Origin of the sequence: Mesorhizobium sp. M0028, assembly GCF_040323855.1 — a bacterium.
Taxonomy (GTDB): Bacteria; Pseudomonadota; Alphaproteobacteria; order Rhizobiales; family Rhizobiaceae; genus Mesorhizobium.
In genome coordinates this window covers 25,704-40,380 of the sequence record NZ_JAMYVG010000023.1, presented here as the reverse complement: position 1 = coordinate 40,380, position 14,677 = coordinate 25,704, and the positions used below count along the sequence as shown (strand labels likewise).

The following is a 14,677-nucleotide window of genomic DNA, read 5'->3' as shown; positions in this document are numbered from 1 at the left end:
CTCTAATGCCGGAACCGGGGAGACGAGCGATGCGGTCACCTTTCAACCGGAGCATCACGCTGGCAGCGGCGGTGATCCTTGCCGCCGTCACCGCGGCCTATGCCCATCACGGCTGGTCGTGGACGCAGGACGGGTTTTTCGAACTCCGGGGCAAGATCACGGCCATCTATATCGGCAACCCGCACGCCACGCTGGACGTCGATGCTGAGGGCGAGGTCTGGCGGGTGGAGATGGCGCCGCCGTCCCGCACGATCGCCGCCGGCTTCACCGAGGAGGTCGCCAAGATCGGCGACGAGGTGACCGCGATCGGCAACCGCTCGCGCGACGAGAGCGAAAAGCGCATGAAGGCAGTCCGCGTCATCGTCGGCGGCAAGACCTATGATGTCTATCCTGACCGCGTGCCGCCGGCCTGAATGGACGGGTTTTTCGCCGGCATCGAGCAACTCGCCTTCGCGCGGGGACTGAAGGCCTCGTTCGTCGCCTATCCCGTAATCAATGCGCTCCACATCATGTCGATCGGCGCGCTGCTGACCAGCGTCTGGCTCATGGACCTCAGGATCCTCGGCGCCTTCCGCTCGCTGCCGCAGGCACCGTTCGTCGCGCTGCTGCGCCGCACCGCATTGGGCGCATTCGGCGGAGCACTTGTCACGGGGTCGCTGCTGTTTTCAGTCAGGGCGAGCGCGTATGCGGCGATGCCCATCTTCCTCGCCAAGATGACGCTCATCCTGCTCGCGGGCGCCAACTTCCTTGTCTTCATGCGCGTCTGGCGCGCAAAGGGTGGTGACGAGTCGGTTGGTGGGGGCGCTATTATCCTGGCGGGGCTTTCGCTGGTGCTATGGACATCCGTGCTGTTCGCCGGACGGTCTATTGGGTTTCTCAACTGAGGAGGGCGCCGGGGCTGGCCTTCCCGAAGCGCGAGATGGTGCGCATCTACAGCGTCAATTCCGGTTTCCACAACGCCATCAGCCGCGTCTATGCCAGATACTTTGCGGTTAACCCGCCAGGCGCGACCTCGTGCCGGTGGCCTCCTGGCCGATGGAGTTCGATATCGAGATAGAATGTGTCGCCGTGGCGTGAGAGCTTTACGACAACAGGTATTGTAGGTTGGCATGATCTTATTTGAAAAGATATTCAGACATTCAAACAAACTGAGGCACTAGACAGCAACAGCAAATGACTATCTTTAGGTTCTTCTCTACATATCTACAAATGGACCCGCGTCTCTGGTGTACAAACTTCAAGTGCAAATTTGATTTGCAGCCTTTCTGCGACGGCTCATAGAGATCTATATCATTGCTGGTTATTATATCTACTTTTGCGCCAGCGCAAAATTCAACTATTCTTACATCCTTCCCTGGAACGCCCATCTGAGATAATTTCTTACGCAACTGGTGATCCCTAGAGAATTCATAAATAACAATCTTCCCCTGCTCCATAAGATCGGCAATGTGATCTCCAACAAATATATTGCCATGCCCTCCTGTGCAATCACGCCATTCCTGCTCAAAAAGTTTTTTATCATCGAGAGCAATTTCTGTTTTACTTAATATCGTTTCTACGGCAGTGCGACAATTGTTAGCTGCCGCCGAAATGACGCCATCAATATATCCTTTGAAACAATTGGCATCTACGAAAACTGGCATGACTATTCCGGGTAAGTGAATCTCAGTTGGTGGTCCGAACGAGATCTGGCGGTGTGTGTTCGAGCCTTAGCGAGTTGCAGCGATTCAAACTGACGTTGAGGAAAAAATCCACCTGGCCAATTTGGATCAAAGACTCCATCTGGATTAATTGCTAATTCAGTAACTATCTTCTCGCCGCTCGAATCCTCCACAAAGAAAAGCTTTATGTCCTTGGAGTCAATATCTCCTAAGGCTACATGTCTAGCAACCCTTAGAACTAGGTTGTCGCTATGGGTTTCAATAAACTGCTGCCCGCCATAGCGGGCCAACCCAACAAAAAAAGAACCCAGAGAGGCCTGAGCATTGGGATGGAGATGTATCTCGGGTTCTTGAACTACAAAAGTCGGCGATGATCGCGCAGCTCGATTTTTATGAAATAGGTTTAGGCCTCCAACAAGTACGGGTAGAACTTGACTGCATCCAAATCCGACATCACAAATATTATGCTCTTTTCCCTTGAAATCAACTAGGCATATTTCGAAATGCCGGCTGGTAAGATTTTTGACTTTTATGGCGGATGCGATCTTGTTGGCTTTCAGCCACTCGGATATTTCTTCCTCCAGCCCAATTTTTATTGCTCCCCTTTTTGAGGTGTCGTTGACAAGTAAACTTACTCCGTTAGCGCCAGTCCTACCGATTTCATTCGGCGTTTCCCCACTGTAAACATACGTTCTTTGCGGTTGAGCGCGAAATGGGCTGAGTGTGTCAAAAAATCTAAAGCTATCACGGATTCGCATTTCGGCCATTCGCAAGCTGCGAGAGGCTTGCTCAATAATTTTTTGAGAGCTTTTCGGGAGATCGCTGTTGCGTATAGCTAGAAACGATACTTCCGGTATGAATGGCCAGAACCCTGTAAATCGCGGCCTTCTTACATTCTTATTCCCCATCACGCTTTCGATGCTCTTTCTTTTTATTTTTACGTCAACCTTGTCTTTTTTTGTCTGATATGAAACAATTTCATTGTCGCCTTCCAGGAGTGTAAATTTGGCAATCTCTAATTCTCTTCTTTGAAGTCTATACTTTACATCAAAAGATACATGAAAATCCCCAATTCCGAAGTCAAATCCAATGGGGGTTCTGACATTGTTGCCATGGACAATATCTTGAAACGTACCGAGTTCTTCGTAGGGGCCATTCAATATCAGCGGACTCGTGCTTCCTCGGCTTTCTGCGTGTGTCTGAGCTAATAGATTTATCGCACTTATTATCGACGATTTCCCACTGTTATTTGCGCCGATAAATATATTCAGTCGACTGAAGTTGAAGCTTTGATCGCGGTATGCCCGGAAGTTGCGCAGCCTGAGGTATTTAATCATCGGATTGCTGGGTCCACGAGTGTCGCGTCTGCCATGGCATTGCTCCCAAACTGATGTAATTTTAGTTTCTGCTAGACTGGACAGGATCGCAATAGGAAATACGGCATGTTGCCATAATGTGCTTTAGGCACCTTCCAGCATCTTCTTTCCGTCTGGTGCTCAGGCGAAGGAGGACGCTGTTTTCTGCGGTTTGGCTATCGCCTCAGGCAAAATACTCCTGCAGCGGCCTGACTTCCAAACTCCCCGCCTTCAGCGCCGCAATAGCCTCGGCCACCGCAGCCGCGCCCGACAGCGTTGTGTAATACGGCACTTTCTGCATCAGCGTCGCCCGGCGTAGCGATTTTGAGTCCGACACCGCCTTCTGGCCATCAGTGGTGTTGAAGACGATCTGCACCTGGCGGTTGCGGATGGCGTCCTCGATGTGGGGGCGGCCTTCCAGCACCTTGTTTATTTTCTCGGCGACGACGCCGTTCTCGGCGAGGAAGCGGGCGGTGCCCGAGGTGGCCAGCACTTTAAAGCCCTGGCCGGCGAGGCGCTTGACCGCCGGCAATATGCCTTTCTTGTCCTCATCGCGCACCGAGACGAACAGCGTGCCCGCGCGGGGGAGATCAACACCCGCCCCGAGCTGGCTCTTGGCGAAGGCCAGCGCGAAGTCGCGGTCGAGGCCCATGACCTCGCCGGTCGAGCGCATTTCCGGGCCGAGCAATATGTCGACGCCGGGGAAGCGGGCGAACGGGAATACCGCTTCCTTGACCGCGATGTGGCCGGGGTTGCGCGGGTCGGGCATGGCGCCGTAATGGGCGAAGGCGTCTTCCAGGCTTTCGCCGGCCATGATGCGGGCGGCAATTTTGGCGATCGGCCGCCCGATGGTCTTGGCGACGAACGGCACGGTGCGCGACGCCCGCGGGTTGACCTCCAGCACATAGACGGTGCCGTCCTTGATCGCATATTGCACGTTCATCAGGCCGCCGACATTGAGCGCGCGGGCAAGGGCTGCCGTCTGGCGCTCGAGTTCGTCGACGAGCTCCGAAGGCAGCGAGTGCACCGGCAGCGAGCAGGCCGAGTCGCCCGAATGGATGCCGGCCTCCTCGATGTGCTCCAATATGCCGGAGACGTAGGTCGACCTGCCGTCGCAGAGGCAATCGACATCGACCTCGATGGCGCCCGACAGATAGGTGTCGAACAGCAGCGGGTTCTTGCCGAGCAGCGTGTTGATCTGGCCGGTCTTGTCGTTGGGGTATTTCTGCTTGATGTCCTCCGGAACCAGGCCGGGCACGGTGTCGAGCAGATAGGATTGCAGCATGCTCTCGTCGTGGATGATCTGCATGGCGCGGCCGCCGAGCACATAGGACGGGCGCACCACCAGCGGGAAGCCAAGCTCGCCAGCGACGAGGCGGGCCTGCTCGACCGAATAGGCGATGCCATTCTTCGGCTGGCTGAGGCCGAGCTTGTGCAAGAGCTTCTGGAAGCGGTCGCGGTCCTCGGCCAGATCGATCATGTCGGGCGAGGTGCCGAGGATCGGGATGCCAGCCTTCTCCAGCGCATCGGCGAGCTTGAGCGGCGTCTGGCCGCCGAACTGGACGATGACGCCGACGAGTTCGCCCGAGGCCTGTTCGGCGCGCAGGATCTCCAAGACGTCCTCCGGCGTCAGCGGCTCGAAATAGAGCCGGTCGGAAGTGTCGTAGTCGGTCGACACGGTCTCGGGATTGCAGTTGACCATGATCGCCTCGAAGCCGGCGTCGCGCAGCGCAAAGGCGGCATGGCAGCAGCAATAGTCGAACTCGATGCCCTGGCCGATGCGGTTGGGGCCGCCGCCGAGAATGACGACCTTTTTGCGCGACGAGACCTGCGCCTCGTTGGCGAGCGCGCCGGCAAAGGGCACTTCGTAGGTCGAGTACATGTAGGCGGTGGGCGAGGCAAACTCGGCGGCGCAAGTGTCGATGCGCTTGTAGACGGGATGAACGTCGAGCTTGTCGCGTATCTTCTGGATCTCTTCGACGTCTTTCCTGACCAGCGACGCGAGGCGGGCGTCCGAGAAACCCATCGCCTTCAGCATGCGCAGATTGGTGGCATCCTCGGGAATGCCGTGCTCGCGGATGCGGGCTTCCATGTCGAGGATGCCGGCGATCTGCTCGAGGAACCACGGGTCGATCTTGCACATTGCATGCACGTCTTCCAGCGAGGTGCCCATGCGGATCGCCTGCGCCACCATGCGCAGCCGGTCCGGCGTCGGCGTGCCGAGCGCGGCGCGGATAGCGTTGCGGTCGTCGACATGGCTGGCGGGCGCGTTCCCGTGGCCGATGCCGGGGATCTCGATCTCGTCGAGGCCGGTCAGGCCGGTCTCCAGCCCGCGCAGCGCCTTCTGCAGCGATTCCTGGAAGGTGCGGCCGATGGCCATGACCTCGCCGACCGATTTCATCGAGGTGGTCAGCACCGGCTCGGCGCCGGGGAATTTCTCGAAGGCAAAGCGCGGGATCTTGGTCACGACATAGTCGATACTCGGCTCGAACGAGGCCGGCGTCGCGCCGCCGGTGATGTCGTTCTCCAGCTCGTCCAGCGTGTAGCCGACGGCGAGCTTGGCGGCGATCTTGGCGATCGGAAAACCGGTCGCCTTGGAGGCGAGCGCCGAGGAGCGCGAGACGCGCGGGTTCATTTCGATCACCACCAGGCGGCCATCGGCAGGATTCACGGCGAACTGCACGTTGGAGCCGCCGGTCTCGACGCCGATCTCGCGCAGCACCGCGATCGAGGCGTTGCGCATCATCTGGTATTCTTTGTCGGTCAGCGTCAGGGCAGGGGCGACGGTGATCGAGTCTCCCGTATGCACGCCCATCGGGTCGATGTTCTCGATCGAGCAGATGATGATGCAGTTGTCGGCCTTGTCGCGGACAACCTCCATCTCATACTCCTTCCAGCCGAGCACGCTCTCCTCGATCAGCACTTCGGTGGTCGGCGAGGCGTCGAGGCCGGACTGGACGATCTCGAAGAATTCGGCGCGGTTGTAGGCGATGCCGCCGCCGGTGCCGCCCATGGTGAAGGACGGGCGAATGATGGCGGGCAGGCCGACATGGTCGAGCGCTTGTGCTGCGATCGCCATGCCGTGGCTGATGTAGCGCTGCTTGCGGTCGCCCTCGCCGAGGTTCCAGCGCGTCTCCAGCGCGTCGAGCGCGGCGTCGAGATTTTCGGGCTTTTCCGCCTTCAGCGCGGCGCGCTCGGCCTCGTGCGTCTTGCGGTCGGCGTTCTTGACGTCGGTGGCGTTGGCCAGCATCGACTTCGGCGTTTCCAGGCCGATCTTGTTCATCGCCTCGCGAAACAAAGCGCGGTCCTCGGCCTTGTCGATGGCCGTGGCGTCGGCGCCGATCATCTCGACCTGATAGCGGTCGAGCACGCCCATGCGGCGCAGCGACAAAGCGGTGTTGAGCGCGGTCTGGCCGCCCATGGTCGGCAGCAGCGCGTCGGGCCGCTCCTTGGCGATGATCTTGGCCACCACTTCGGGCGTGATCGGCTCGATATAGGTGGCATCGGCCAGTTCCGGGTCGGTCATGATGGTGGCCGGGTTGGAATTGACCAGGATGACGCGAAAGCCCTCTTCCTTCAGCGCCTTGCAGGCCTGGGTGCCGGAATAGTCGAACTCGCAGGCCTGGCCGATGACGATGGGGCCGGCCCCGATGATCAGGATCGACTTGATGTCGGTGCGTCTTGGCATGTCGAGGGTCCGTTCGGCGGGCGGCTTGCACAAAAAGCCGGACGGGATGACCCGGCCGGTTGTGCTCGCGATTCTGGTATCAGGCTAGGAGGGCCTTATAGGGAAGAGTTTTGCCGGATGTAACCCCCTAAAATGCGAGTAGGGGAGCAGGGGAGTAGGGCAGTAGGGCAGTAGGGCAGTAGGGGAGTAGGGCAGTAGGGGAGTAGGGGAGTAGGGGAGTAGGGGAGTAGGGGAGTAGGCAGAGGTTCGAGCGCCCTTTTAAACATACTGCCCTACTGCCCTACTGCCTTATTCCCTAACCCAGCCAACTGATCCGTGATCTCGAACCGCTCGGAAGCACCGATGCGGATCATGTTCAGGCTGCCTTCGCGGGTGAAGCGGAATTCGCCGGGCCCGTTTGAGCCGGCCGGCTTGCCGGCCTTGAAGCTGATGATGCGCGTGCCGCCATCGGGCCATGTCACGGTCACGTCGGTCTTGTCGCCGGTGCGCACGACCGCCGCCTTGCAGTTGGTCATCGGCTGGCCGAGATAGCGCGCGCAAGGGATGGCGTTGCCAGCACCAGGGACCGGTGTCCCCGGCGGCTGAAGCCGCGCAACGGTCTGTGCGTCGGGCGGAGGCGCCGCGTTGGCCGCGCCGAAATTTTGGACGGGACCCATTGCCGCGGGCGCCGATCCATCAACCTGTCCGGTCGAGGGGTTTCCAGCGGCCAGGGCCAGGCGGTAAGCATCCTCGATCGCCACCCTGCCGATTGCGTCAGCGGAGTTCAGCTCCGTTTCGGGAGCGGTCGCGCCGAGGCGCGTTGTCAGATCGGGCAGCGGTTGAGAGGCAGGGCTCTCCGTATTGGCCGCCGCCTGGGGTGTCACTTGCTGGGGATTGATAGGGTCGAGGTAGCGCGCGGGCGCCCATCCGCTCAGCTTGGGGTCGTCAATGTCTTCAACCTTGCACCACCGATGGCCGCTGACGTCGCCGCAGCCGAGATTTTTCAAGCTCGAACCAATCGGCAGCCGCGCCTCGATCTTGCCCATCGCCGATGCCGTGGCGCGCACGTTCAGGAGATCACCCGGAGCGAGACCAGTCACAATCGAGATGATGGGCTCCGGCTCCTGGGCACTGGCCGGCGGGCCCGCCAGCATCAGCGGAGCGGCAATCACCGCAAGCAGCGTCGTCGGGAGTGTTACTGTGCGCCTAATCATCTGCCATGGGCGGTAGGTTGCATTGCCGAAGGCGCGGCCAGGCACGGAAACGCCATCGCACGCCAGCCGGTTTTTATAGGCGACGAGGCGGCGCTGTGTAAGCCCCGAAAATGAGTAAGGTGCCGCGTGTTGAATCGCGGAGCAGGCCACTTCCGTGAGCTGAAAGCCGGCAAAATATTGCACATTTCATGTAAATATGCACTCTCTCAAGTAAGGTTTGGGAGGGAAAGATGGTCGACCTTGAAATATTCGCGCAAGTGGAAAACATAGTTCGCCAGCGTATCAAGAAAACGCGCGCGGAAATTGAGGCTTCACTTGGTCACATCGCCAACGGCAATCCGCTGGCCGCCGAACAGACCCTCTCCAGGCGACTCGACAGGTTGCAGGTAAAAGCGTCGCTCAGCCGCACCGAAGCGGAGATGATATCGGCAGCAATCGACATGAGGTCTGCCGGGGAGAGAAAGGCCGCCGCCAAACAGCCAGGACCGGAGGCAATTCTCGGCCCAACGCTCGATTTCATCGGTGTCGCATTTCTGGAGCGTGGGCGCCGTGTGGCCGATGCGGTCGGCCGCGTTGCCTTTCTCAACGGCAATCCACAAGGATCGGGTTTCCTGGTCGGGCCAAGGCTGTTCCTCACAAACAACCATGTGATTTCGTCGCCGGCAGATTCCCGGCGCTTCCAGGTCCAGTTCGATTATGAGCAGGACGGTGCGAATGCCGTGCGCACGCCGACGACGTTCCTGCTCGATCCTGAATCCTGTTTCGTGACCGATAGCATAGAGGGTCTGGACTATACGCTGATCGGGGTCGGCGAGCGGCGTTCCGGCCCAAAGGAACTGGGGGAGTTCGGTTTTATCTCGCTGTCGGACGCGCGCGACAAGCATATGCTTGGCGAAATCGCCAACATCGTTCAGCACCCCGATGGCCGCTTCAAGGAACTGGTGCTGCGTGAAAACCGGCTGGTGGCCCGCGACGAAACGGTTCAAGTGCTGCACTATGTTGCCGATACCGAACAGGGTTCGTCCGGTTCACCGGTTTTCAACAATGAATGGGAGCCAATTGCCCTGCACCATTGGGCAGGGCCATTCCACGAGGTGACGGGCATAGGTGGCTATGCGCTGACGCGCGAGATCAACGAAGGCATAAGGATCAGCGCCATCGTTGACGATCTGGGCGCTAGAAAGTCCAGGCTGCCGGGCTCCTCGGCATCGGCGGTTTCGCAAGCTCTGGCGATTTGGGCCGGCACGCCGCGCATGATGGACGAGACAGTTCGGCTGAACGCCGACATTCGCGAAGATGTGCTGGACAAGCCGGTGCAGCGGCCGGAACCGGATGACAATCCACCGGCGACGAGACACAACGCCGATGGCTCGGTCACCTGGACTTTTCCCGTCGAGATAAATGTCCGGGCGCCCTTGATCGACCGCGACGGAGGCGATGCGAGACGAAGCGACGAAGGCCCGGCAAGCGAACCCGCAAAGTTAGCAATCGCCGAGGCAGCGGCTTGGAAAACAGAGGGTTTCGACGATCGCGGAGGGTATGAACCCGGCTTCATACCGGGCTTTGTCCTGCCAATGCCGACGGTTGCCAATTCACCCTACCGGTTGGCCAAGAACCTTCTTGCCAAACCGGGCGAGGATCCACACGAATTGCGCTATCATCATTTTTCGATCTTGATGAACGCCGATCGCAGGCTTGCCTTCGTCACCGCCTGCAATATCGATGGATCTCGCACCAAGGCGGTCAATCGTGACGACAAGACCGTCATCGACAACCCGTCGCTTGTCGAGTTGGGAGTGGAGTCGATTTCCGGTGCGGAAGCCAGCGACGCTTTCCGGCCCGACCGTCGCATCGACCCTGGCGAGCAGATGACCCAGGAATTCTATTCGAGCCAGAATGTGCCTGGATTTCCCGTCCTAAAATCCAAGGAACGAATAGCTCGAATGTTCCAGAAGGGCCATATTACGCTTCGCGGCGACCCTGCATGGGGAGTGGATCAGGAGGCGGTCGCGGCAGAACGGGACACGTTCTTCTATCCCAATGCTGCGCCGCAAGTCGGCTTTTTCAATCAGGGAAGCTCGCTTGACCATCCCGGCTCCAAGGGGAAACTGAGATGGCGCGCGGTGGAAACCTATGTGCTGCGCAACGCCTATACGACGCGAGGCCGTGTCACGGTGTTTGCAGGCCCAGTGTTCCGCGAGGACGATCCTCCTTACCGCTTCGACAGCCATATTCCGCTCAAGTTCTGGAAGATCGCGCTGTGGTCCGATCAAACTGGCCTGCGCGCCATCGCGCTGCTGGCCGACCAGAAGCCGGTTTTGAAAGTGATGCCCGAAGCGTTCGGCGAGCGTGCCGAGGCGTTCGATGACCCGCTTGAAATTGCCAGGGTATCGGAGTTCCTTTCGACGGTGGCCGAGATTGAAGAACTGACTGGCCTGAACTTTGGCCAGCAGGTGCGCGACGCCGACATTCGGGCCGGATCCGAATCGGCTCCCGCACAGACTTTCAACCCAAGGCATCTAACGCCCAGTACGTCACGGCCAAAGGCTTCATCGCCCAAGACTTCGGCGGCCAGCACCCGACGTCCTGCCAGGCGATCGAAGCGATCCGCGTCCGACAAGTGAAGATTGGACCGGTCGCGGCCATTGAGGCTGCTTGCCTGCCGCTCGAAGGCGGTCATCCGTTCAGCCTGGCATGGGCAAGCTCAGCCTGTTCCTCGTTCGGCCCGGTATGAACGCGGTCAACCCGGCATGAAGCCGGTGCGCAGCGCGTGAGCCCATTCGGGCCGTCCCGCCTGATCGGCCTGACGCGCTGCCGCCTCATGGTCGTAATCGACGGCGATGGCCTCGAAGCGATCGGGATGCAGGTCGACGATGCCATAGCGGGCGTGCGGCGAGCCTTGTTGGGAGACATGCGCCGGCGGCGTGTCGTCGTGATAGGCCGGGCAGCCGATGCTGCCTGGATTGAAAATCACCGGACCGCCGGGAATGCGGACCAGCTCGCTGCGGTGGCTGTGACCGCAAAGCATGATGCGGCAGGCGGGATCGATCGCGCCGAGTCGCCGTTCGATGGCGGCCAGTGGGGCGCGCACCAGCCGGCCGTCGACTATCGCGTCAGCCAGGTATTTTTCATCGTGGTCGGGCCGGGCATGGAAGGCGAGCACGCCAGGCGCCACCTCCAGCGTGACGGGCAGCGCGAACAGCGCCTCGCGCTGGGCTGCCGCCAGCCGTTCATGCGCGTAGCGGTCGGAAGGCCACATGGTCTCGTCGGCGGTGTCGTAGGCAACGCGGCGGTCGTGGTTGCCGCGCACCGTCGGCAGCTCGAGCGCTTCGAGCCGCTCCATAGTCTCGCGCGGCCAGAGAGGGCCGGAAACGCAATCGCCGAGATTGACGATGAGGTCGGCGCCGCCGCGTCGCCGCAGATCATCGAGCACGGCGTCGAGCGCCAGGACATTGCCGTGGATGTCGGCGAGGACGGCAATGCGCATGGCAGGCTCCGTTTGTTGGAATGGCTGGAGGACAATTATCTTCCTCACCTCGCGAAGCGGGCGAGAGCGGAATGCAGCTTCGGGGTCGCTCTAGGCGCGGACTTCGATCTCATGGCCGCCGACCGCCGGCAACGATGCATCGTCGCCGGCCGCGGCAATCACGCTGTCGAGCAGGCCCGGGAAGCGGCGGTCGAGATCGTCACGGCGCAGCGTGATCAGCCGGCTGGTGCCAACCGCCTCGGTGCGGGTAACGCCGGCCTCACGCAGCTTGGCCAAATGGTAGCTCAGATTGGTCTTCGAGCAGAGGTCGAGGAACCGGCTGCAATTCAGCGGCACGCCCTCCTTGCTCGCGAGATAGCGCACGATGGCCAGTCGCGTCGGGTCGCCGAGCACGGCAAGCACGTTCGGCAGGCTGATCTGGTCGGCGGTGGGATGGGGCAAGGTCATGACCAGGAATTAAGCACATTCGGGGCCGATTTCAACGCATCTGATCCTTCGCGGTTCTGGTGGTATTCGGGCCTGTCCTGACACAGGGCTGTCAGTAGGGTTCGATTAGTCTGCACAAGCTCATTGACATCATGCCCTGTTATGTCCAATTGTTCAATAACCTTTGAACTAAGGAAATTGCCATGGATAAGCGCCTCATCTGGCTTGCGCTCGGATCATTCACGATTTCGACCGAAGGTTTCGTCATCTCCAGCCTTTTGCCCGACATTGCAAAGGATGCCGCCATCTCCGTTCCGCTCGCCGGCACGCTGATCACGGCGTTTGCGCTCGCCTATGCGATCGGCACGCCGATCCTGGCAACGCTGACTGGCGAATGGGACCGGCGCCGCGTCATCCTGTGGACGCTGGTGTTCTTCGTGTTGGGCAACGTCGCCGCGGCGCTGAGTTCCTCCTTCGAATTGCTGTTGATCGCGCGCATCGTCATGGCGCTGTCGTCAGGCCTGTTCGCGGCGACCGCGCAGGGAACGGCCGTTGCGCTTGTCGACGACCATCATCGCGCCCGCGCCATTGCGGTGGTCGTCGGCGGCACCACGGTTGCGGTCGCGGTCGGCGCGCCGCTTGGCGCGCTTGTTGCGACGGTCGCCGGCTGGCGCGGCACATTCTTTGCCATTGCCGGCCTTGGCGCGCTCGCCGGCGCGATCCTGTGGTACCGGCTGCCGCGCGGCATCGTCGGCACCAGGCTACCGCTCCGGATGCGGCTGGCAGCGGCACTCCGCCCCGGCGTCATGCCCATCCTGGTGACGACGATCCTGGCACTGATCGGCGCCTTCACTGTCTTTGCCTTTGTCGCGCCGCTCGCCATCGAAGGCGGCGGCCTGAGCCCGATCGCGCTACCCGGAATGCTGCTCGCCTTCGGCGTTGGCGCGGTCATCGGCAATATCGGCGGTGGGCAGGCCGCCGACCGTTTCGGCGCGACGCGCACCGTCTGCTGGTCACTGGCGCTGAGTGCCGCCATGCTGGTCACGTTTTCGCTGATCCCGACATTCCTGCCGCGCGAGATCGCCGGGCCGGCACTGATGGCCATGATGGTGCCGTGGGGCATCGTCGGCTGGGCATTCCCGCCGGCGCAAGCCAGCCGCATCATCAAGCTGGCGCCCGATGCCGCGCCCATCGTGCTGTCGCTGAACGCTTCGGCACTCTATCTCGGCGTCGCACTGGGTGCCGTGGTTGGCGCCGCGGTGCTGCGCTATGGCGCACCGGCCGACCTCGGCGTGGTCGCGGCGGCATTCCCGATCATTGGTTTGGGCGTGATGCTGGCGGGACACCTGGCCGCACGTCCGGTGGCGATGCCGGCCGAATAAGGCTTGTTAGCAAAGCTTGGCTGCCGGCCGCCGATAATTCAACTCGCGGCCGGCCCTGCGTCAAAATCCAACGCGGCGATTTCGTCCAGCGCCGCTCGCAGGCTTGCCGCCTGCTCTTTTCCAAACATCTCCTCGAAGCGCTGCTGGGCGACTTGCCACAGCTTCAGAGCTTCTTCGAGCTTGGTCCAGCCCTGCGGTGTCAGCCTGACGCGCCTGATGCGGCGGTCGGCAGGGTCGGCGAAGGCCTCGACATAACCGTCCCGGATCAGCGGCTTCAGCGTATGACCGAGGGCCGACAGGTCCATGACGAGGGCTGCGGCAATGGCACCCATGGTCGGTTCATTGCCGACGTGGATTTGATAGAGCAGGCCCTGCTGCGTGGCCTTAATGCCGGAGGGCGCGAGCACATCGTCATAGAACTGGCCGAGTTTCCGCGTTGCGCGGCGCAGCATGGCGTTGTTGCAAAACACCAGGCCGGGCAGGGTGGTTTGGGACATTGGCGGATTTCCGATGAGGGGACCGGAAGGGACCCTCGATGCAAACCAGAAATAGTCCTTGCTCCGCGGATTGACAAGATGGTGGCATATGCCTACGTATCGATAGTGGCATATGCCATTAATCGATCTGCCAGTCGAAGCAAGGGTGTTGCGCTGCGGCACCGGCATTTGGGATCGAACCAGAAGGAACAAGACAATGAGCAATCAGGACAAAGGCACGGCGGTCGTCACCGGCGCCTCTTCCGGCATCGGGGCGGTCTATGCCGACCGGCTCGCCGGCCAAGGGTATGATCTGGTGCTGGTGGCGCGGCGCGCCGACCGGCTGGAGGAATTGGCGGAGAGGCTCCGCTACGCGTATGGCATCAAGGTCAGCGTCATCAGCGCCGACCTGGCCGACGACGCCGATCTGCGACGGGTCGAACAGGCGATATCAACCGACGACAGCGTGACGCTGCTGGTCAACAATGCCGGCCTTGGCGGCGCGCAGGTGGTGGCAACGGCCGACGCCGATGTCGCCGAGCGCATGATCAAGGTCAATGTGGTGGCGCTGACCCGGCTGACGCGCGCGGTGCTGCAGGGACTATTGGCGCGCAACCGCGGCGCCATCGTCAACATCGCCTCGGTGCTGGCCTTCGACACCTCGTTCGGCGGCATCTATAGCGGCACCAAGGCCTATGTCGTCAACTTCACCGAGGCCCTGCAGCGGGAAGTCGCCGACAGCAGTGTAGCCGTACAGGTCGTGCTGCCGGGGGCCACGCGGACCGAGTTCTGGGAAGTCGCCGGAAGCGATATTGCCAATGTGCCCCAAGAGATTGTCATGACTGCGGACGATCTGGTCGATGCCGCGCTTGCCGGCCTGGCCAAGGGTGAAGCGTTCACGGCACCGGGTCTTGCCGACGTTGCCGGGGTGGATGCCTTTCTTGGCGTCCGACAAGGCTTCTTCGGTAGCCTGCTGGCCGGCAAGCCGGCGGCACGCTACGCTGCCTGA

At 60.9% G+C, this 14,677-nt stretch carries 12 protein-coding genes and 1 pseudogene; 6 read left to right on the top strand and 7 right to left on the bottom strand.

Annotated features, from left to right (window positions below):
* Nucleotides 1-29 precede the first annotated feature (29 nt).
* The 3 genes and pseudogenes from NKJ93_RS28300 to NKJ93_RS28290 all read left to right on the top strand — a co-directional run.
* Nucleotides 30-413 (top strand): DUF6152 family protein, encoded by a 384-nt coding sequence (locus tag NKJ93_RS28300; RefSeq protein WP_352592426.1) that lies wholly within the window; start codon nucleotides 30-32, stop codon nucleotides 411-413.
* A complete protein-coding gene (locus tag NKJ93_RS28295) occupies nucleotides 414-884 on the top strand; it encodes a hypothetical protein (protein WP_352592424.1) in 471 nt (156 codons plus the stop codon).
* Between the two features lie 32 nt (nucleotides 885-916).
* Nucleotides 917-1,077 (top strand): annotated as a pseudogene (locus NKJ93_RS28290) (RidA family protein); the annotation flags it as partial.
* 62 nt (nucleotides 1,078-1,139) lie between these two features.
* Here NKJ93_RS28290 and NKJ93_RS28285 read toward each other — a convergent pair.
* The 4 genes from NKJ93_RS28285 to NKJ93_RS28270 all read right to left on the bottom strand — a co-directional run bounded on the left by NKJ93_RS28285 (nucleotide 1,140) and on the right by NKJ93_RS28270 (nucleotide 8,080).
* Nucleotides 1,140-1,643 carry a hypothetical protein gene (locus tag NKJ93_RS28285; RefSeq protein ID WP_352592421.1) on the bottom strand — a complete coding sequence of 168 codons (504 nt, stop codon included), beginning with the start codon at nucleotides 1,641-1,643 and terminating at the stop codon, nucleotides 1,140-1,142.
* 2 nt (nucleotides 1,644-1,645) lie between these two features.
* On the bottom strand, nucleotides 1,646-2,998 hold the full coding sequence (locus NKJ93_RS28280) for an AAA family ATPase (RefSeq protein ID WP_352592419.1): 1,353 nt from the start codon (nucleotides 2,996-2,998) through the stop codon (nucleotides 1,646-1,648).
* Between the two features lie 202 nt (nucleotides 2,999-3,200).
* Entirely contained in the window at nucleotides 3,201-6,704 is a 3,504-nt protein-coding gene (carB, locus tag NKJ93_RS28275) for a carbamoyl-phosphate synthase large subunit (protein WP_352592416.1), read from the bottom strand.
* Between the two features lie 272 nt (nucleotides 6,705-6,976).
* Complete coding sequence (locus NKJ93_RS28270) at nucleotides 6,977-8,080, bottom strand: SH3 domain-containing protein (RefSeq protein WP_352494929.1); 1,104 nt, start codon at nucleotides 8,078-8,080, stop codon at nucleotides 6,977-6,979.
* Between the two features lie 47 nt (nucleotides 8,081-8,127).
* Between NKJ93_RS28270 and NKJ93_RS28265 the strand changes: the two genes are divergently transcribed.
* Entirely contained in the window at nucleotides 8,128-10,521 is a 2,394-nt protein-coding gene (locus tag NKJ93_RS28265; RefSeq protein ID WP_352592413.1) for a DNA/RNA non-specific endonuclease, read from the top strand.
* A 116-nt stretch (nucleotides 10,522-10,637) separates the two neighbouring features.
* Here NKJ93_RS28265 and NKJ93_RS28260 read toward each other — a convergent pair whose 3' ends face one another.
* Together NKJ93_RS28260 and NKJ93_RS28255 are read right to left on the bottom strand one after the other, a co-directional pair.
* Nucleotides 10,638-11,384 (bottom strand): metallophosphoesterase family protein, encoded by a 747-nt coding sequence (locus tag NKJ93_RS28260; RefSeq protein ID WP_352592410.1) that lies wholly within the window; start codon nucleotides 11,382-11,384, stop codon nucleotides 10,638-10,640.
* Between the two features lie 90 nt (nucleotides 11,385-11,474).
* Nucleotides 11,475-11,831: an ArsR/SmtB family transcription factor gene (locus NKJ93_RS28255; RefSeq protein WP_023719360.1), complete on the bottom strand. Its 357-nt coding sequence runs from the start codon at nucleotides 11,829-11,831 to the stop codon at nucleotides 11,475-11,477.
* Between the two features lie 182 nt (nucleotides 11,832-12,013).
* Here NKJ93_RS28255 and NKJ93_RS28250 point away from each other — a divergent pair, with 182 nt between their 5' ends.
* Entirely contained in the window at nucleotides 12,014-13,192 is a 1,179-nt protein-coding gene (locus tag NKJ93_RS28250; RefSeq protein ID WP_023719359.1) for an MFS transporter, read from the top strand.
* A gap of 38 nt (nucleotides 13,193-13,230) precedes the next feature.
* Here the strand turns inward: NKJ93_RS28250 and NKJ93_RS28245 are convergent, their stop codons facing one another.
* Complete coding sequence (locus NKJ93_RS28245; RefSeq protein WP_352592407.1) at nucleotides 13,231-13,689, bottom strand: MarR family winged helix-turn-helix transcriptional regulator; 459 nt, start codon at nucleotides 13,687-13,689, stop codon at nucleotides 13,231-13,233.
* A gap of 196 nt (nucleotides 13,690-13,885) precedes the next feature.
* Between NKJ93_RS28245 and NKJ93_RS28240 the strand changes: the two genes are divergently transcribed.
* The gene (locus NKJ93_RS28240) at nucleotides 13,886-14,677 is read left to right on the top strand and encodes an SDR family NAD(P)-dependent oxidoreductase (RefSeq protein WP_352494933.1); all 792 of its coding nucleotides are present in this window, start codon (nucleotides 13,886-13,888) and stop codon (nucleotides 14,675-14,677) included.

Coding starts and splice junctions, on each gene's coding strand:
- NKJ93_RS28250 (WP_023719359.1), top strand. CDS start 12,014: ATGGATAAGCGCCTCATCTGGCTTGCGCTCGGATCATTCACGATTTCG.
- NKJ93_RS28300 (WP_352592426.1), top strand. CDS start 30: ATGCGGTCACCTTTCAACCGGAGCATCACGCTGGCAGCGGCGGTGATC.
- NKJ93_RS28245 (WP_352592407.1), bottom strand. CDS start 13,689: ATGTCCCAAACCACCCTGCCCGGCCTGGTGTTTTGCAACAACGCCATG.
- NKJ93_RS28240 (WP_352494933.1), top strand. CDS start 13,886: ATGAGCAATCAGGACAAAGGCACGGCGGTCGTCACCGGCGCCTCTTCC.
- NKJ93_RS28260 (WP_352592410.1), bottom strand. CDS start 11,384: ATGCGCATTGCCGTCCTCGCCGACATCCACGGCAATGTCCTGGCGCTC.
- NKJ93_RS28255 (WP_023719360.1), bottom strand. CDS start 11,831: ATGACCTTGCCCCATCCCACCGCCGACCAGATCAGCCTGCCGAACGTG.
- carB (WP_352592416.1), bottom strand. CDS start 6,704: ATGCCAAGACGCACCGACATCAAGTCGATCCTGATCATCGGGGCCGGC.
- NKJ93_RS28285 (WP_352592421.1), bottom strand. CDS start 1,643: ATGCCAGTTTTCGTAGATGCCAATTGTTTCAAAGGATATATTGATGGC.
- NKJ93_RS28265 (WP_352592413.1), top strand. CDS start 8,128: ATGGTCGACCTTGAAATATTCGCGCAAGTGGAAAACATAGTTCGCCAG.
- NKJ93_RS28280 (WP_352592419.1), bottom strand. CDS start 2,998: ATGATTAAATACCTCAGGCTGCGCAACTTCCGGGCATACCGCGATCAA.
- NKJ93_RS28295 (WP_352592424.1), top strand. CDS start 414: ATGGACGGGTTTTTCGCCGGCATCGAGCAACTCGCCTTCGCGCGGGGA.